The organism is Roseibium denhamense (assembly GCF_009711415.1).
GTDB lineage: Bacteria > Pseudomonadota > Alphaproteobacteria > Rhizobiales > Stappiaceae > Roseibium > Roseibium denhamense.
Genome location: NZ_SMLZ01000108.1, coordinates 185,457 through 203,283 on the forward strand (window position 1 = coordinate 185,457; position 17,827 = coordinate 203,283).

The window sequence follows — 17,827 nt, forward strand, 5'->3', positions numbered from 1 at the left end:
CGACCCACTTGCAAGAATAGATTACATGCTTCCGTTTCGGAAGGAAAAATCGCGACGGCTTGTTGTAAGGCCCCCGGGCCGCGGATCACGCCATCTGGACATCCGTGACACCAGGCACGGCTTTAAGCGCTCCGGCAATTTCGGGCGACAGGCGGAAGCGGCCCGGCAGCTTGACCTCAACTTCCCGTGCACCGCTCTCCAGAAGCACAATGACCGTGACCTCGCCTTCCCCGCGCATTTGAAGATGTTTGGCAAGGCTGGCAATCGGACGTTCATCCCGGACGAAAACACGCATGCTCTTCTGCAAACGCGCCGCCACCTTGTCGATCGGGTCAACCTGTTCGATCCGCAAGGACGGCTCGTCATCGCGCATGTCCGCGCCCACAAGCACGACCACAGACCTGCCGGTCTGCAAAACATCCCGGAACTGCTCCAGCTTCTCCCGGAAGAGCAAGGCTTCGTATTGCCCGGTCGCATCGGACAAACGCGCGATCCCCATCCGCGTTCCGGACTTGGTCTTGCGCTCCTGCATGGAGACAACCGTTCCGGCAAGACGGCCGTGCGAGGCGCCTTTCTTGACCGCCTCGGCAAACTGGGTCCAGGGCTGCGCACGCATCTTCTTCAAGACACTGGCATATTCATCGATCGGGTGCGCAGACAGATAAAAGCCGATGGCCGAATGCTCACGCTGGAGCTTTTCCTCCGACGTCCAGCCATGGACCTCGTCCAGCTGAAGCGGTTCTTCGCTGTCGCTGCCACCAAAAAGTTCGTCCTGTCCGACACTGCGGTTTTCCTCGGTGCGTTGGGCAAGACCCATGATCCGGTCCAGCCCCTCGAAAACCCTGGCCCGGTTGGGTTCCAATTCATCGAAAGCACCGGCGGCCACCAGGTTTTCAAGCGTCCGCTTGTTCAGCGCCCGTGGAGAGATCCGCCGGGCGAAATCGCCAAGGCTCTTGAAGGGGCGGTCCCCGCGCACCTCCACAATGTGTTCCACCGCCTGTTCGCCAACCCCCTTGATCGCGCCCATGGCGTAGAGGATTTTGCCGTCAGCCACATCGAAATAGACCTGCCCCCGGTTGATGGACGGCGGCACAATCTCAATACCCATGCGGCGGGCTTCCTGGCGGAAGTCACCCAGCTTGTCCGTGTTGCCCAAATCAAGCGTCATGGACGCTGCCATGAATTCGACAGGGTGGTTCGCCTTCAGCCAGGCCGTGTGATAGGACACGAGTGCATAGGCGGCCGCGTGGGATTTGTTGAAGCCGTAATTGGCGAATTTCGCCACAAGGTCGAAAATCGTTCCGGCTTGATCCTTCTTAATGCCCCGCTCAACCGCACCGTCCACGAAGCGGGCGCGCTGCACCTCCATCTCGGCTGCAATCTTCTTACCCATCGCCCGGCGCAAGAGATCCGCTTCGCCGAGTGAATAGCCGGACAAAACCTGTGCGATCTGCATCACCTGTTCCTGGTAGACGATAATGCCGTTCGTCTCCATCAGGATCGGCTCCAGCAGCGGATGAAGGCAATCCGCTTCCTGTTCACCGTGCTTGACCGCGTTGTAGATCGGGATGTTTTCCATCGGACCCGGACGGTACAGCGCCACCAGGGCAATGATGTCTTCGAACCGGTCCGGCTTCATGCCGGCAACCGCCCGGCGCATGCCCTGGCTTTCCAGCTGGAACACGCCGAAGGTCTCGGCCTTGGCAAGAAGCTCGTAGGTCTTCACGTCATCAATCGGCAGCCCGGCAACATCGATCTTTTCGCCGCGCCGTTCGATCAGCTTCACCGCCGTATCGATCACGGTCAGGGTCTTGAGGCCCAGAAAGTCGAATTTCACCAGCCCGGCATCTTCAACCATCTTCATGTTGAACTGGGCAACGGGCATGTCCGAGCGCGGATCGCGGTAGAGCGGCACAAGTTGTTCAAGCGGCCGGTCCCCGATGACGACACCGGCCGCGTGGGTCGACGCATGCCGGTAAAGCCCCTCCAGCTTCTGCGCCATGGTCAGCAGCCTGTCGACAATCTCTTCTTCCTTTGCCGCCTCGCGAAGGCGCGGCTCATCATCCAGCGCCTGGCCCAGGGTGACCGGATTGGCCGGATTGGCCGGGACGAGCTTGCAGAGCCGGTCCACCTGGCCGTAGGGCATTTGAAGCACACGGCCCACATCCCGGAGCACAGCCCGCGCCTGCAGGGATCCAAAGGTGATGATCTGGGCGACCTGCTGGCGGCCGTATTTTTCCTGAACGTAGCGGATCACTTCTTCGCGCCGGCTCTGGCAGAAGTCGATGTCGAAATCCGGCATGGACACACGTTCCGGATTCAAAAACCGCTCAAACAGAAGCGAAAACCGCATCGGATCAAGATCGGTGATCGTCAGCGCCCAGGCAACGAGCGAGCCCGCCCCCGAACCGCGGCCCGGACCGACGGGAATATCGTGATCCTTCGCCCATTTGATGAAGTCGGCAACGATAAGGAAGTAACCGGGAAACTTCATCCGCTCGATAATACCGGTCTCATAGTCGAGCCGATCCCAGTAATCTTTCTCCTCCAGACCTGGCGCAAGACCGTGCTTGTCCAGCCGGTCCTGGAGCCCTTCCCTTGCCTGGCGCAACAGCTCTGCGGCCTCGGCCTTTTCCGCTTCTTCCGGGTCGGCGTCCGCCCCGGCAAAGCGCGGGAGGATCGGCGCCCGGCGCAGCGGCCGGAACGAGCAGCGACGTGCGATCTCAACGGTTGAGGCAAGTGCTTCGGGAAGATCAGCAAAAAGCGCGCACATTTCCGCGCGAGACTTGAAGTAATGCTCCGGCGTCAAACGGCGCCGGTCGTCCTCGATCAGGACCCTGCCTTCGGAAATGCAAATGAGCGCATCGTGCGCTTCGTAATCCTCCCGTTTTGGAAAGAACGCCTCATTGGTCGCAACAAGTGGCAGCCCCGCGCCATAGGCAAGCTCCAAAAAGGCGGCTTCGGTCTTTTTCTCCGCCTCCATTCCGTGCCGTTGAATCTCGACATAACACCGGCCCGGGAAAGCTCCGGCCAAACGCTGCAGGCGTTGAGCTGCAAGATCCTTGCGCCCGGCAAGCAGAGCCGCCACCAAAGGGCCGCCGACACCGCCGGTCAACAGGATGACGTCTTCTGCCTTGGACAGGAGATACGCTGCACCCACATGAGGGCGTAAACCAGTGTCCGTATCAAGAAAGGCCCGGGAACTGAGTTCCATGAGATTGCCGTAGCCAATTTCGGACATGGCAATGAGGACAACATCCGCCAGCGCAGGCTCGCCCCTGCGGCCGGTGTCCAGCCCATCATCAAACGCAACGGAAAGCTGGCAGGCGGTTATCGGCTGAATTCCGGCGCCCCAGGCTTTCGAGGAAAACTCCTGGGCGCCGAAGAGATTGTTCGTATCCGCGACCGCCAATGCCGGCTGTTCATCCGCCTTCGCCAGATCAAGAAGCTTCTTGATCGGCAAAGCCCCCTCGAGCAGCGAGAGCGCCGAGTGCACTCGCAGATGAACAAAGCCCGGCCCGTTGTTTACGGCCCTGCCCTGCATCTGATCGGTCAAACTGGCGTCGGTCATGGCAGCCCCCGGAGCGGTCTTGGAATCAGAGCGCAGTGAACCGCGAACCGCATTATGTGTCGAGAGACCGCGCGTTGCCGGGCCGAGTTGTCACCGGTCTTCTTGTCACAGCACCCGCTCCCCCGGACAAAAGGGCGGAACGCCAAAACTGCATGACAGCCCCTGGCGCCGCCGCTTAGGACAATGGTCAGCCAACGGCCAGAAGCACATCACCCCAAACGGCAAGCGTCGTGCAAAAGCAAACGATGGATCCCAGAGCGGCAAAATCACGAGCGATATGAAACATGACAGTCTCCAGCCAATTTCCTTACGTCAGGCGATTTTGTTCCATATACGTTCTCATTGCAAGCACTTTTTGTTCCTCTTGCCTTTGATAATTGACACCCCGCGGAATTCTGGCTGTTTTTGGTTTGTTCCGGTTCCACTGCGGCCGTTGCGATAGGCTGCAGCCGGGATCTCAAAGATCTTTGACAAGGCCGTCCTGCAGCGTGATCGCCCGGTCCATGCGTCCGGCAAGATCAAGATTGTGCGTCGCGAACAAGGTTGCCACACCGGAGGCCCGCACAAGCGCCGACAATGCATCGAACACGTAGGTCGCCGTGACCGGATCAAGGTTTCCGGTCGGCTCGTCCAGAAGCAGGATCCGGGGCGCATTTGCCACGGCCCGCGCGACGGCAACCCGCTGCTGTTCGCCGCCCGACAGCTCTGACGGACGGTGCTTGCCGCGTTCGCCAAGGCGCATGTAGGCCAGCAACTCATCGGCCCGGTCCGCGGCGACCTTTTTTGAAAGTCCCCGGATCATCTGCGGCATCATGATGTTTTCCTGTGCCGTGAACTCCGGCAGCAGATGATGGAACTGATAGACAAATCCGATGTCGTTGCGCCGGATGGCCGTCCTGTCATCATCGCTAAGGTCCGAGCAATTCACCGGACCGAGAAAGACATCCCCCTCATCCGGGCGCTCCAGCAACCCGGCGATGTGAAGCAAGGTGGACTTGCCGGTTCCGGACGGGGCAACCAAGGCGACCATCTCGCCGGCCTGAATTCGCAAGTTGGCGCCCTTCAGGATATCCAGCTGACGGTCGCCCTCATCGAAACTGCGGACAATGCCAGACAGTTCAAGCGCGGCAGGTTGGAGCCCGGATGCGCGGCGTGGATCAACAGCCATATTCATCTCCAGCCCCTTTACTCATACCGAAGAGCTTCAACCGGATCGAGCCGGGCGGCGCGCCAAGCGGGATAAAGCGTTGCCAGCAGCGACAGGACCAATGCCATGACCAGAACGGTGATGGTTTCACCGCTGTCAATCTCCGCAGGCAGGCGCGACAGAAAGTACAGCTCGGGCGAGAACAGCTCGGTCCTGGTGAGCCAGGACACGAATTGGCGGATGCTCTCAATGTTAAGGCAAACGATCAGCCCGAGAATGAAACCGGCCAGGGTTCCAACGCAGCCGATGCTGGCCCCGGTGATCAGAAAGATCCGCATGACCGCCCCTCTTGTGGCGCCCATGGTGCGCAGGATCGCAATGTCGCGGCCCTTGTCTTTCACCAGCATGATAAGGCCGGAAATGATATTGAGGGCGGCTACGAGAACAATCAGGAACAAGATGATGAACATCACATTGCGCTCAACCTCAAGGGCCGAGAAGAAGGTCACGTTGCGTTGCCGCCAATCGGTGACAAAGGCCGGACGGTCGGCGGCATCTTCGATCGCCTGTGTCATGACACCGACACGGTCAGGATCCGTCACGTAGACTTCGATCCCCGTGGCCCGGTTGTCCATGTTGAAATAGGCCTGGGCTTCCGGCAGCGGCAAAAACAGGAAGGTGGCATCATATTCACTCATGCCGATTTCGAATATCGCCGTGACCGGGTAAGCCTTGCGCCGGGGCGTAATCCCCATTGGGGTAACACTGCCGCGCGGAGACAGGACAGTTATGCTGTCACCAAGGGTGATGCCGAGCTGCTCGGCCATGCGGCTGCCAATGGCAATGCCCTGCCCTGAATCAAAATCGTCCAGCGTTCCTGCCCGGATATTGTTCGCAACCAGCGGCATGCGCCTCAGATCGCTTTCATAGACACCGCGCACGAGACCGCCAAACCCGCCGGCCGGACCGGAAACAAAAGCCTGGCCTTCGATGAACGGGATCGCGGCGACCACTTCCGGTACGCCTTCAATGCGTTTTGACACAGGGTCATAGTCGGTGAGCGGCATATCAATCGGCTGCACCAGCATATGGCCATTGATACCGAGGATCTTGCCGAGCAGTTCTGTCCGGAAGCCGTTCATAACGGACATGACGATGATCAGCGTCGCCACGCCCAGCATGATCCCGACAAAGGAGAAGCCTGCGATCACCGAAATGAACGCTTCGCGCCGGCGCGAGCGCAAATACCGCCCGGCAATCATCCACTCAAAGGCAGAAAAGGGGCGCGTGGGGGCAGCTCCAGTCTGCTCTGCTTCGCCTTCTGCGCGATCTGCTGCAGTCATTGTCCATCCATTTCACCATGCCCCGGACGGCCGCATGACCTGCGGCCGAATCCCCGCCCCGAGGATCACCGGACTGGTTTAGTCCGTCAATGCCGCCACCAGCTTGTTCAACGTGGCTTCCGGCGTCAGCATCTCTTTTTCCCCAGTTGCCCGGTTCTTTACCTCAAGCTGGCCCTCTTTCAATCCGCGCGGACCGGCCACGACCTGATACGGCAGGCCAATCAGGTCCATCGTGGCGAATTTCGCTCCGGCCCGGTTGTCTGTATCGTCGTAAAGAACCTCGATACCGGCAGCTTCCAACTTGGCGTAAAGGTCTTCGCATGCCGGGTCTGTCAGATCATCGCCCGGGCGCATGTTGATCAGACCGACATGGAAAGGTGCGACCGATTTCGGCCAGATGATTCCGTCATCATCATGATTGGCCTCAATCAAGGCACCGAGAAGGCGGGACACACCCACGCCGTAAGAGCCCATGTGGACCGGCACTTCCGTACCTTCCGACGTGGCGACCTTGGCCCCGAGGGGCTCTGAATATTTCGTGCCGAAGTAAAACGTCTGCCCGACTTCGATTCCGCGGGCAACAATCCGCTTTTCCTCAGGCACTTCTGCCTCAAAGGCCGCCTTGTCGACAACATCTTCAGTTGCCGCATAATGAGACGTCCAGTCCTTCACGATCCCGCTCAGGTCACTGTCGAAGTCAACATCAGCGCCAGGGACCGGTTTCGTCAGATAATCAGCGTGGCAATAAACCTCGCTCTCGCCCGTATCGGCAAGAACGATGAATTCATGGCTCAGATCCCCGCCGATCGGCCCTGTCTCGGCGCGCATGGGGATCGCGGTCAGCCCCATCCGCTTGTAGGTCCGCAGATAGGCCACAAACATCTTGTTGTAGGATTCGACGGCCTTGTCCTGATCCAGATCGAAGGAATAGGCATCCTTCATCAGGAACTCACGCCCCCGCATGACGCCAAAGCGCGGACGGACCTCGTCACGGAACTTCCACTGGATATGATAGAGATTGAGCGGCAGATCCTTGTAGGACCGCACATAGCTGCGGAAGATCTCGGTGATCATTTCCTCGTTGGTCGGACCGTAGAGCATGTCCCGCTCATGCCTGTCTGTGATCCGGAGCATTTCCTTGCCATACGCATCATAGCGCCCGCTTTCGCGCCAAAGATCCGCTGACTGGATTGTCGGCATCAGCATCTGGATCGCGCCGGCACGCGCCTGCTCTTCTTCAACAATGCGCTCAATCTTGCGCAGCACCTTGTGCCCAAGCGGCAGCCACGAATAAATGCCAGCAGATTGCTGACGGACCATGCCCGCCCGCAGCATCAAGCGGTGGGAGACGATCTCCGCTTCCTTCGGTGTTTCTTTCAGGATCGGAAGAAAATATCGGGACAGGCGCATAAAGGATCTCTCAGATTTCGGCTATGCCAGTACGGAGCGCAGTCAAAGCGCATGCAGCGGGCAAACACAAGTCTTTTGCTCGGGGCAGAGCGGTTTTGGCAGCTTATCTCCACAGTGTTGATATCAGGTCATGCAACAGTCTGCACATCTACTTACTATTTATTTAGTAGAATAAGCAGAACACCTCAAAAATCACGCTCGGGATTTAGGCAGGCAAAAAAAGTAGGCTAATTGCGACAAACAGGTGACAAGCAGAAAATGATCGGATAGTTTCCAAAATCATAAAAAAGACGCCTTGGCATTTGTGCCAACAAGCTGAATATAAAGCGCGGTCTGAGTCTTGGGAGGAAGGACCCTTTTGGCGCACCGTTTGGTTCGCAGCCGCCCGATCAGATCACAAAAAAGTCGATTGGGAACAAGGGTTGGTTTAGGCGCGTAACTTTTCGAAAAGCGGAGCTTCGGCTCTGCTTTTTTTTTGCCTTGCGCCCATCAAACGCGACCAGGTGCACCGGAGGTGTAATCAGCGCCTTAGGGTCTGCAGTCATGTTCCGGAAAACCGTGCACCCGTTTCCAATCAACTTTGCCCGCTGGATGACCAGTCTCTTTAGCTGGCAAAAATCGGCGGTTTCCAGCCGCGCCATACATTTAGATACAATTTTGCTTAGCTGGCTATCTTGAAATCCCTGTCATTTCCCACAATGTCTAACTTTAGATTAGGAAAGAAAGGTCAACTTAGATCGACGGTTTATTCCCTTTTGTTAACCGCGCATACAAAATCGGAGTATCGAGGATTACAGTTTTGTGACATAAGGCGCGACCTTAGGTCACCTCAGCGGATGAAGGGCCCGAAAAGGCCTTCAGCTGAATAGTGCCCCGGCAGAGCCGGAATCAACGAAGAAGAAGAAACTGGAGACGAAACATGGCTCTGCAAGATTGGCACCCACCGCACCATATAGACCGACACGGCCAGCCAGAAGGCAGACGCTCCTCACCTGGGCGCCCGAAACCGCCGGCGCATACGAACCGGAACATCATGTATCTGGTCCCGTCGGCGAGCACCGATGAAGCAACGGACAATATCGGCGCGTTCTTCCGCCTTGGGGAGTATTCCCAGACCGAACGGAACGCTGTCGAGAACGACCACGAAAGTGAACTGTTTCCCGCGCAGCATATTGAAGACGAAGACGACCAGACCGGCATATACACCAACGCTGCCGGCGGATCACAAGGCATCATGCTCGCCTGTGACGGCCGCATTCTCGTGAAAGCTGCCGAGCGCATGTATCTTGAGACCGGCGACTACCACCAGAAGGTCAATGGTGATTACACCCAGGACGTAGAAGGTGCCTACACGAGTGTTGTGAAGGACAATATCGACATTTCGTCCGAGGACGGGCAGATCAAGATCCAGAGCGCCAACAACAAGCCTCTCAAGCTGAAAGCAGGAGACGGCTCCGGGAAGCTCGAAATAAAAGCCAAGGATGAAGAAAAGAACATCAAGGGCGAGTCCGAACACACGTACCACAAGTGGCACACGATCAAGTACAAGGACTCCTATGAGAGCCACAAATTCGGCTGGGATTTCAATTCCATCTACGGCTTCGCTATGACAACCTATTACGGAAGCAAGATGGAGTCGCTCTACGGTCTTCGGATGCAGTTCGACAAATTCAACTTCTTGTCCGATTGGGTCTCCTTCAACTGGAAGGGCACACAAATCGACCTTAAGGGCATCGTCATGAAGAAGATCACCGCCAAGTTCGGCAAGTCCGATTGCTCGGCTGAGTGGGATGAGATCATGGTTGGTTTGCAGGGTTTGAAGGCAGAGGCCACCCGCCTCGAGGCCAAGCGCAAGGAACTGGCCGTTCAAAGCGGCAACGTTGATCTGAAGAATCACAGCACCGGTGCGCGGCTGGTCGGTATCGAGTGCGTCCTTTAACAGCGATCACGCAGCTAGATGACAAAAGGGGAATGGCTCAGCCATTCCCCTTTTTTATTTGCCGGGTTCGCACAAGATCCCTGGCCAGCCTTGCAGACTTTGACGTCCGGCAGACCTCACGTCATTACAATTGGCTCGGCGGCACAAAAAACGGAATGTCATCCAGGCCGAACCCGGATGCGCGAACCCACATATAGAAACTGAACAACACACTGGTCACAATAGTTGTCAGCAAGATGACCCGCAGCAGCTGCGGCTTTTCCGGTGCGCTGGCTTCCGAGCCCGGGATGACGTCCCCTGCCTCTTCCTGGGTCCGGCGCAGTCCAAAGGGCAGCATCGCAAAGAGTACGATCCACCACATCATGAAAAACAGGGCCAGGCTGAAAGCGATCGACATGTTAGGCCTCTTCTAATTCCGTTAGTGTCCCGAGGAAGTCCTTCGTGTGCAGAAACAAGACCGGCTTGCCATGGGCACCGATCTTGGGCTCGCCATCGCCAAGCACCCGGGCCCCATCGGCGACAAGCTTGTCACGGGCCGCTTTGATATCATCGACCTCGTAGCAAACGTGATGAATTCCACCCGACGGATTCTTTTCCAGGAACTTGGCAATCGGGGAATTCTCTCCCAGCGGCTCCAGCAGCTCGATCTTTGTGTTCGGCAAGTTAATGAACACCGTGCTGACACCATGATCGGGCTGGGCTTCCTTCGCTGAAACCTCAGCTCCAAGCGTATCGCGGTAAACAGCTGTGGCAGCTTCAATATCCGACACGGCAATGGCAACGTGATTAAGACGACCAATCATACCTTACATCCTCCATTGAAACCGCCCCGGACCATGGGCACGGCCTCCTTATAGCCGGGTCACCGTCACCTTGCAGAGCGTCTTTTTGCCCCAGACATCCAGGATCTCAGCGCGGGCAGCCTTTCGTGCGGCCTCCCCGATCAGATCCTTGTCTTTCCGGCGTGCCTTCGGGACGCTTTTGACCGCACCGGCAACCGCCTTCATCACAATGTCTTCCATCGGCTCGCCGTCATCATCGGTATCTGGAAGCCCAAGCAGGGTGACCGAAGGATCATCCAGCAAATCTCCCGCGCGGTTCACGACCAGTCCGATGACCGCCGCCCCAGCATAGGAAAGCTTCCGGCGTTCCTTGACCCCCGTCACCTCCGGATCGTCGAGAATGTCGCCATCCTTGACCATGATGCCGAACGGAGCCTGGTCAATGACCCCGGCTTTACCGCTTACAAGACGAACGATGTCCCCGTTCTTGCCGCGCACCACCTCCGGAACACCGAGCTCCTTCGCAAACGCAGCATGAGCGCCAAGATGCAACGGTTCTCCATGAACCGGAAGTACGACTTTCGGCTGCACAAGCTTATAAAGCTGTTCCAGCTCGCCCCGCCGCGGATGGCCGGAGACATGCACAAGGGCATCCTTGTCGGTGATGATGTCTACATCGCCGTCTGCCAGATTGTTGAGGACTTCGCCAACCGCCTTTTCATTTCCGGGGATCGTCCGCGACGAAAAGATCACCATATCGCCTTTTGAAAGGGCGATGTTGCGGTGATCACCCGCTGCAATACGGGCAAGCGCCGCCCGGTTTTCCCCTTGGGACCCGGTGCACAGCAGCACCACTTTGTCGCGCGGCAGATACCCGAAGGCTTCTTCATCATGGAAAGCCGGAAGACCTTCCAGATACCCCAGCTCTCCGGCAACCTCAATCACCCGGTGCATCGAGCGCCCGACGACAACTACGTTCCGGTCATTCGCGGCAGCAGCCTCGGCGATGGCCCGGATCCGGGCGACGTTGGAGGCGAAGGTCGTAACGGCAATACGGTGCTTTGCCTTGGCCATTACGGATTTCAATTCCTCCGCAACATCGGCTTCGCTGGGGCTTACGCCGTCCCGCACGGCGTTGGTGCTGTCACACACCAGCGCCATCACGCCCTCACGGCCGAGGGCGGCAAGCCGGTCCATATCAATCGGCAGGCCGACACCCGGCGTCGGATCGATTTTCCAGTCCCCGGTGTGCAACACCAGTCCGGCCGGCGTTCTAATCGCCAGAGCACAGGGCTCGGGGATGGAATGCGCCATCGCCACGAATTCAACATCGAACGGTCCGATCTGATGCCGTTCGCCCTGTTTTACAATCGTAACCGGAATGTCTTCTGAACCGGGCTCGCTCTCGGCCTTTGCAGCTAAAAGACCTGCTGTGAAATCAGTGGCATAAACCGGTACCTTCAAGTAAGGCCACAAGTGAAGGATCGCCCCGTAGTGATCTTCATGGGCATGTGTGATCACCATGCCGACCACATTGTCGATCTCATCTTCCAGGAACTTGATATCCGGGACGACCACATCAATGCCCGGAAGGTCCGGTCCTGCAAAACTCACTCCGCAATCAACAATCAGCCAGGAGCGGTTCGCTTCGGGGCCAAACCCGTAAAGACCCAGGTTCATTCCGATTTCGCCAACCCCGCCAAGGGGTAAAAACACGATGTCATGCTCATTCGTTTTGGCCGAAGCCATGGATTGCTCCTCTCAAACCCTGTCTGCAGGAGCCATGTGCCGCCTAGTTTCCGGCCAAAAACACATCGCCCGCATAAATTGTCTGCACCCGGCCATCGTCCAGTTTCAAAACGAGGTGCCCGCGGGTGTCCAAATCCGTAAAGATACCGGTCACCTCTTCGTGCCCGGTACGCACTGTAATTTCCTTGCCTATATGGGCAGCGCGTTTCAGCCACGCGCGCCGGACAGGCTCGAAGCCGCCGGGCCCCTGCCAGGCTGCCAAGTGTCTCGCCACGCTTTCCGTGAGGCATTCAAACAATCGGTCGGCCGCAACTGGAAACCCGAGGCTTCTCAAATCCGTTGCCTGGTACATCGAAAGCGGCGGATGAGACATGCAGTTGACCCCTATACCAAGGACCACCGCGAGCCTGCCGTCACCCAGCGTTTCGGCCTCCAGGAGGATTCCAGATAGCTTAGCGCCTTCGACAAGAAGGTCGTTCGGCCATTTCAAGCCTACCAGTTGGAGTGTTCCGGCTGCTTTGTCAACTGCTTCCGCCAGGGCCACTGCTGCAAGGAGGGGCAATTCGCCAATGCGATCGCGAGGTTCTGGATTGATCAGCAAGAGGCTGGCAAACAGATTTCCATTGGGCGAGTCCCAATCACGGCCCCGCCGGCCGCGTCCCGCCGTTTGGATATCCGCCCGGATCCAAAGCCGGCCGGCATCCCCTGCCCGGGCCCTGTCGAACGCCAGAGTGTTGGAGGAGCCGACTTCAGCGTGGTGTTCAAGCCTGAAGCCCGGCGCACCTGGCGCCGGGCATTCGTTTTTTGGAATGTCCATGCGTCCCAATTAAAACAGCGAACCGGCTGCTGCGGACGCGGCCGACACAACGGGTCCCGGCATCGCCCAGAAGAAGATCACAAAGATACCGGAGAGGGCCAGCACCACTTTCAGTTCGGCCGGCATGGGTTCGAAGCCCTCCACCGGCTCGTCAAAGAACATCACTTTGACAATCCGGAGGTAATAGTAACATCCGACAACCGATGCCAGGACACCAATGATCGCCAGCGGATAAAGGCCTGCTTCAACGGCTGCAGAAAAGACGAACCATTTCCCGAAGAAGCCAACCAATGGCGGTATCCCGGCAAGAGAGAACATCAGCAGGGCCAAAACGATTGCCATGGGCAGATTGGTGGTTGCAAGCCCAGACAAGTCCGAAATTTCTTCGACCATGCCGTCCTTGCGGCGCATGGAGAGAATGCAGGCAAAGACACCGAGCGTCATGGCCAGATACGTGATCATGTAGAAGATCACGCCTTCGACGCCGGTCTGAGTACCAGCGGCCAGACCCACCAGGGCATATCCCATATGACCAATGGAGGAATACGCCATAAGTCTCTTCAGGTTACGCTGGCCAATTGCCGCAAAAGCCCCAAGCACCATGGATGCAATGGCGACAAATACGACAATCTGCTGCCAATCCGAGGTAACCGGCTGAAAGGCGTCAATCACGATCCGCACCAGCATGCCCATGGCAGCCACTTTTGGCGCGGCGGCCAAAAACGCGGTGACCGGGGTTGGCGCCCCCTCATAAACGTCGGGCGTCCACATGTGGAACGGCACTGCGGAAATCTTGAACGCAAGACCGGCAAGGATAAAGGTCAGGCCGATGATAAAGCCGATGGAGGCCCCTTCCTCGTTCAGCGCATGCGCAATGCCTTCGAAGGAAATCTGACCCGTGAAACCGTAAACCAGCGACATACCATAGAGCAGCATGCCGGAGGACAATGCGCCCAGCACGAAGTACTTGAGGCCTGCTTCCGTTGAGCGGACGCTGTCACGATTGATGGCTGCGACCACGTAAAGCGCAAGGCTCTGCAATTCGAGCCCGAGATACAAGGCGATCATGTCGTTTGCAGACAGCATGAGCATCATGCCCAGCGTCGCAAGCAGGATCAGGATCGGATACTCGAACTGGTCGAAGGCCTGGTTTTTCGCGTAGGCCCAGGACATCGCTATGGCAAAGAAGGACCCGATCAGGACCAACAGCTTCAGAAGATAAGCAAACTCATCAAGAATGAACGACCCGCCGAAGGTCACACCGAAATTGGGCGCCAGCAGCAAGATTAGGAACGTGCCGCCAAGCAATCCCATGGCAACGCCGAAAACGGCATAGGTCACGCGCTTGCCGCCGAAGGCACCGACCATGAGCAGGGCCATGGCTCCGAGGGCCAGGATGATCTCCGGCAGAACCGGCATAAGGTCTGGCAATTGGGTATCTGACATAGCTCTGTCTTATCCTCGAAACCTTAGTTGCCGACGGCAGCTGACGCCGCCGCATGTTGTGCGGCACCGGCAGCCTCAAGAGCCGCCGTATACTGATTGATGAGATTGTCGACCGCCCCTTGTGTGACGTCGAGAATGGCCATCGGATAGAAGCCGAAGAAAATCGTCAGCACGATCATCGGGATCAGGATCACCTTCTCGCGCAAATCAAGGTCCAGGATCGACTTCAGGCTTTCTTTCTCAAGCGCGCCGAACACCACGCGCCGGTAAAGATAAAGCGCATAAGCGGCCGACAGGATGACGCCGGTGGTCGCGAAGACCGCGAGCCATGTGTTCACCTGGAAGGCGCCCATGAGTGTCAGGATTTCACCGACGAACCCGGAGGTTCCCGGCAGACCGACATTGGCCATCGTGAAAATCAGGAACGCAACCGCGTATTTCGGCATCCGGTTGACCAGTCCGCCATAAGCGGTGATCTCGCGGGTATGCATCCGGTCGTAAACCACGCCGACACAAAGGAACAGCGCGCCCGAGACGATACCGTGCGAGAGCATCTGGAAGATGCCGCCCTGAACACCCTGCTCCGTCATCGTGAAGATACCCATCGTCACATAGCCCATGTGGGCGACGGACGAATAGGCAATCAGCTTTTTGATGTCTTCCTGAACCAGCGCGACAAGAGAGGTGTAGATGATCGCGACAACCGACAGCGTGAACACCAAAGGCGCGAACATGTCGGATGCGAGCGGGAACATGGGCAGCGAGAACCTCAAGAACCCGTAGCCGCCAAGTTTCAGGAGAATACCCGCCAGAATAACCGATCCTGCCGTGGGGGCCTCCACGTGGGCATCGGGCAACCACGTGTGAACCGGCCACATCGGCATCTTAACGGCAAAGCTGGCAAAGAAGGCGAGCCAGAGCCAGGTCTGCATCTCGGCCGGGAACGGATGATCAAGCAGCGCTTGAATATCGGTCGTGCCCGCTTCCCAGTACATTGCCATGATGGCAATCAGCATCAGCACAGAGCCGAGCAGCGTGTAGAGAAAGAACTTGTAGGACGCATAAACCCGGCGCTTGCCGCCCCAAACGCCGATGATCAGGAACATCGGAATGAGGCCGGCTTCGAAGAAGATGTAGAACACCACGATATCCAGCGCACAGAACACGCCGATCATCAGGGTTTCCAGCACCAGGAACGCGATCATGTATTCGCGGACGCGTTTCTGGACACTCTCCCAAGAGGCAAGGATACAGAAGGGCATCAGGAACGTCGTCAAGATGACGAAGAGGACCGAGATGCCATCAACACCCATCTTGTAGGTGATGTTACCGGCCAGCCATTGGCGTTCTTCAACAAACTGGAAGCCCGGGTTCGAGTAGTCAAAATAGAGCCAGATCACAAGCGACAGAATGAACGTGATGGACGTTGTGACAAGCGCCACCATGCGCATAGCCCGCTTGCCATCCTCATCCTCGCCCCGAACGAGCAGAATGAACAGCACACCTAGCAAAGGCAGGAATGTGGTGAGTGACAGAATTGGCCAATCAATCATTAGTGTACACCCCCGCCGGTGCCGGCTCCGGTGAACATTGACCAGGTGATCAGCGCGGCCACCCCGATCAACATGGCAAATGCATAGTGGTAAAGATATCCGGTTTGCAGTTTGACAACCCAGGCTGTCAGGCCCTGGACCCGGCCGGCAACGCCGTTCGGTCCAAACCCGTCAATCACTGTACCGTCGCCCTTCTTCCAGAGAACACGGCCAAGCCACATGGACGGCCGGACGAAGATGAAATCGTACAGCTCATCGAAGTACCACTTGTTCAAGAGGAACTGGTAGAGGCCAGAATGGCGCTCCGCGAGCCGTTTCGGCAGATCCGGCGAGCGGATATAGAAAATATAGGCAACCACAAGACCGCCAACCATCATGACAAACGGCGACAAGCGGACCCATGCCGGGACATAGTGCATGTCATGCAGCACATGATTGGCACCAAATGCGGGAAGGGTTCCGGCCCAGAAGGCCTCGTAGGCCTCTTCGGAGTAGAAGAACGAGCTGTAGAACACCACACCCGCCAGGACAGCACCGACCGACAGAATGAACAGCGGCACCGTCATGACCAGCGGCGATTCATGAATATGTTTCATCACGTCCACAGGTGCCCGCGGCTTTCCGTGGAAAGTCATGAAGGTCAAACGCCAGGAATAAAAGGACGTCAGAGCTGCTGCCGCAACGGTCATCCAGAACCCGTAAAGGGCAATCGAGTTAGCGTGATCACCCGAACCGGCAGCATATGCGGCCTCGATAATCGCGTCCTTGGAGACGAAGCCCGCAAACCCGAAATGGGTGAACGGAATACCCACACCTGTAAGCGCCAGCGTGCCGATCATCATCGTCCAATAGGTGATCGGTATATGCTTGCGCAGGCCGCCCATCTTGCGCATGTCCTGCTCGTCCGACACGGCGTGGATGACCGAGCCAGCGCACAGGAACAACAGCGCCTTGAAAAAGGCGTGCGTGAACAGATGGAAGATCGCGATTGAATAGGCGCCAATCCCCAGTGCCACGAACATGTAGCCGAGCTGGGAACAGGTTGAATAGGCGATCACCCGCTTAATGTCGTTTTGAACGAGGCCGACCGTGGCTGCAAAGAAGGCCGTCGTTGCCCCGAAGAAGATGACGACGGTGAGTGCAACATCTGAGGTTTCAAACAGCGGCGACAGCCGCGCAACCATGAACACACCAGCGGTCACCATGGTCGCCGCGTGAATGAGTGCCGAGACGGGTGTCGGGCCTTCCATCGCATCCGGCAACCAAGTGTGCAGCAGGAATTGTGCTGACTTGCCCATGGCCCCCATGAAGAGCAGCAGGCACACAATGGTCATCGCGGTTTCAATGCTGACATTGTAACCGAGGAAGTTCATCGCTGTGTGGGCTGCTATGGCCCCGGCGTCGCCGGCAGCCGCCGCACCGGCTGTTGCCAGCATGGCATGCTCTTCTGCGCCGATCCCGGCAGCCGATGCGAAGATCTGTTCGAACTCGACGCTTCCAAACAGGAAGAATACGCCGAAAATGCCGAGCGCGAAGCCGAAATCACCGACGCGGTTGACGACGAAAGCCTTCATCGCGGCCGCATTCGCCGATGGCTTTTTGTACCAGAACCCAATCAGAAGATAGGAGGCAAGGCCTACGCCCTCCCAGCCGAAGAACATCTGCAGCAGGTTGTCGGCGGTCACCAGCGTCAGCATGGCGAACGTGAACAGGGACAGATAGGCAAAGAAGCGCGGCCGGTGCGGATCGTGGTGCATATAGCCGATCGAATAAACGTGCACGAGTGCCGAGACGGAGTTGACCACAATCAGCATGACCGCGGTTAGGGTATCCACCCGGATCGACCAGGAGACCTGCAGGTCCCCGGCGTTCATCCAGCGGAATAGCTCAACAACCTGCGCTTCCGAGCCGCCCAGCCAGAAGCCGAAGAACGCAACCCAGGACAGAAGAGCAGCCAGGATCACAAGACCGCTGGTGACATATTCCGAAGCTTTGGCGCCTATCGATTTGCCGAACAGTCCGGCAATCAGGAAGCCGATCAACGGCAGGAACAGAATTGCGGAATACATC

General features: G+C 57.6%; 12 protein-coding genes. 1 reads left to right on the forward strand and 11 read right to left on the reverse strand.

Translation table 11 applies throughout. The features are described 5' to 3' along the window. Window positions 1-85: 85 nt before the first annotated feature. The 4 genes from dnaE to proS form a co-directional block, all read right to left on the reverse strand. The gene (gene dnaE / locus E1180_RS12285; RefSeq protein ID WP_244314049.1) at window positions 86-3,571 is read right to left on the reverse strand and encodes a DNA polymerase III subunit alpha; all 3,486 of its coding nucleotides are present in this window, start codon (window positions 3,569-3,571) and stop codon (window positions 86-88) included. Between the two features lie 457 nt (window positions 3,572-4,028). Then, window positions 4,029-4,745 carry an ABC transporter ATP-binding protein gene (locus tag E1180_RS12290; protein ID WP_155191466.1) on the reverse strand — a complete coding sequence of 239 codons (717 nt, stop codon included), beginning with the start codon at window positions 4,743-4,745 and terminating at the stop codon, window positions 4,029-4,031. Window positions 4,746-4,756: 11 nt separating this feature from the next. Then, window positions 4,757-6,061, reverse strand: coding sequence for a lipoprotein-releasing ABC transporter permease subunit (locus tag E1180_RS12295; protein WP_155191467.1), 1,305 nt, complete (start codon window positions 6,059-6,061; stop codon window positions 4,757-4,759). 78 nt (window positions 6,062-6,139) lie between these two features. Beyond that, the gene (gene proS, locus E1180_RS12300; RefSeq protein ID WP_155191468.1) at window positions 6,140-7,471 is read right to left on the reverse strand and encodes a proline--tRNA ligase; all 1,332 of its coding nucleotides are present in this window, start codon (window positions 7,469-7,471) and stop codon (window positions 6,140-6,142) included. 919 nt (window positions 7,472-8,390) lie between these two features. On the opposite strand from proS, the gene E1180_RS12305 reads away from it, so the two are divergent. Beyond that, window positions 8,391-9,410: a hypothetical protein gene (locus E1180_RS12305; RefSeq protein WP_155191469.1), complete on the forward strand. Its 1,020-nt coding sequence runs from the start codon at window positions 8,391-8,393 to the stop codon at window positions 9,408-9,410. Between the two features lie 124 nt (window positions 9,411-9,534). Here E1180_RS12305 and E1180_RS12310 read toward each other — a convergent pair whose 3' ends face one another. Genes E1180_RS12310 through nuoL form a run of 7 tightly spaced genes read right to left on the reverse strand, consistent with a single transcriptional unit; the run spans window position 9,535 to window position 17,826 of the window. Further along, complete coding sequence (locus tag E1180_RS12310) at window positions 9,535-9,807, reverse strand: DUF1467 family protein (RefSeq protein ID WP_155191470.1); 273 nt, start codon at window positions 9,805-9,807, stop codon at window positions 9,535-9,537. 1 nt (window position 9,808) lies between these two features. Continuing rightward, on the reverse strand, window positions 9,809-10,213 hold the full coding sequence (mce, locus tag E1180_RS12315) for a methylmalonyl-CoA epimerase (RefSeq protein ID WP_155191471.1): 405 nt from the start codon (window positions 10,211-10,213) through the stop codon (window positions 9,809-9,811). 48 nt (window positions 10,214-10,261) lie between these two features. After that, window positions 10,262-11,941 carry a ribonuclease J gene (locus tag E1180_RS12320; RefSeq protein ID WP_155191472.1) on the reverse strand — a complete coding sequence of 560 codons (1,680 nt, stop codon included), beginning with the start codon at window positions 11,939-11,941 and terminating at the stop codon, window positions 10,262-10,264. 43 nt (window positions 11,942-11,984) lie between these two features. Further along, on the reverse strand, window positions 11,985-12,758 hold the full coding sequence (locus E1180_RS12325; RefSeq protein ID WP_155191473.1) for a biotin--[acetyl-CoA-carboxylase] ligase: 774 nt from the start codon (window positions 12,756-12,758) through the stop codon (window positions 11,985-11,987). 9 nt (window positions 12,759-12,767) lie between these two features. Further along, the gene (gene nuoN, locus E1180_RS12330; protein ID WP_155191474.1) at window positions 12,768-14,204 is read right to left on the reverse strand and encodes an NADH-quinone oxidoreductase subunit NuoN; all 1,437 of its coding nucleotides are present in this window, start codon (window positions 14,202-14,204) and stop codon (window positions 12,768-12,770) included. 23 nt (window positions 14,205-14,227) lie between these two features. After that, a complete protein-coding gene (locus E1180_RS12335) occupies window positions 14,228-15,757 on the reverse strand; it encodes an NADH-quinone oxidoreductase subunit M (RefSeq protein ID WP_155191475.1) in 1,530 nt (509 codons plus the stop codon). Then, window positions 15,757-17,826 (reverse strand): NADH-quinone oxidoreductase subunit L, encoded by a 2,070-nt coding sequence (gene nuoL, locus E1180_RS12340; protein ID WP_155191476.1) that lies wholly within the window; start codon window positions 17,824-17,826, stop codon window positions 15,757-15,759. Before nuoL ends, E1180_RS12335 begins: the two co-directional genes overlap by 1 nt. Window position 17,827: the final 1 nt, after the last annotated feature.

Coding starts and splice junctions, on each gene's coding strand:
- nuoN (WP_155191474.1), bottom strand. CDS start 14,204: ATGTCAGATACCCAATTGCCAGACCTTATGCCGGTTCTGCCGGAGATC.
- dnaE (WP_244314049.1), bottom strand. CDS start 3,571: ATGACCGACGCCAGTTTGACCGATCAGATGCAGGGCAGGGCCGTAAAC.
- E1180_RS12335 (WP_155191475.1), bottom strand. CDS start 15,757: ATGATTGATTGGCCAATTCTGTCACTCACCACATTCCTGCCTTTGCTA.
- E1180_RS12310 (WP_155191470.1), bottom strand. CDS start 9,807: ATGTCGATCGCTTTCAGCCTGGCCCTGTTTTTCATGATGTGGTGGATC.
- nuoL (WP_155191476.1), bottom strand. CDS start 17,826: ATGTATTCCGCAATTCTGTTCCTGCCGTTGATCGGCTTCCTGATTGCC.
- E1180_RS12295 (WP_155191467.1), bottom strand. CDS start 6,061: ATGACTGCAGCAGATCGCGCAGAAGGCGAAGCAGAGCAGACTGGAGCT.
- E1180_RS12305 (WP_155191469.1), top strand. CDS start 8,391: ATGGCTCTGCAAGATTGGCACCCACCGCACCATATAGACCGACACGGC.
- E1180_RS12290 (WP_155191466.1), bottom strand. CDS start 4,745: ATGAATATGGCTGTTGATCCACGCCGCGCATCCGGGCTCCAACCTGCC.
- proS (WP_155191468.1), bottom strand. CDS start 7,471: ATGCGCCTGTCCCGATATTTTCTTCCGATCCTGAAAGAAACACCGAAG.
- mce (WP_155191471.1), bottom strand. CDS start 10,213: ATGATTGGTCGTCTTAATCACGTTGCCATTGCCGTGTCGGATATTGAA.
- E1180_RS12320 (WP_155191472.1), bottom strand. CDS start 11,941: ATGGCTTCGGCCAAAACGAATGAGCATGACATCGTGTTTTTACCCCTT.
- E1180_RS12325 (WP_155191473.1), bottom strand. CDS start 12,758: ATGGACATTCCAAAAAACGAATGCCCGGCGCCAGGTGCGCCGGGCTTC.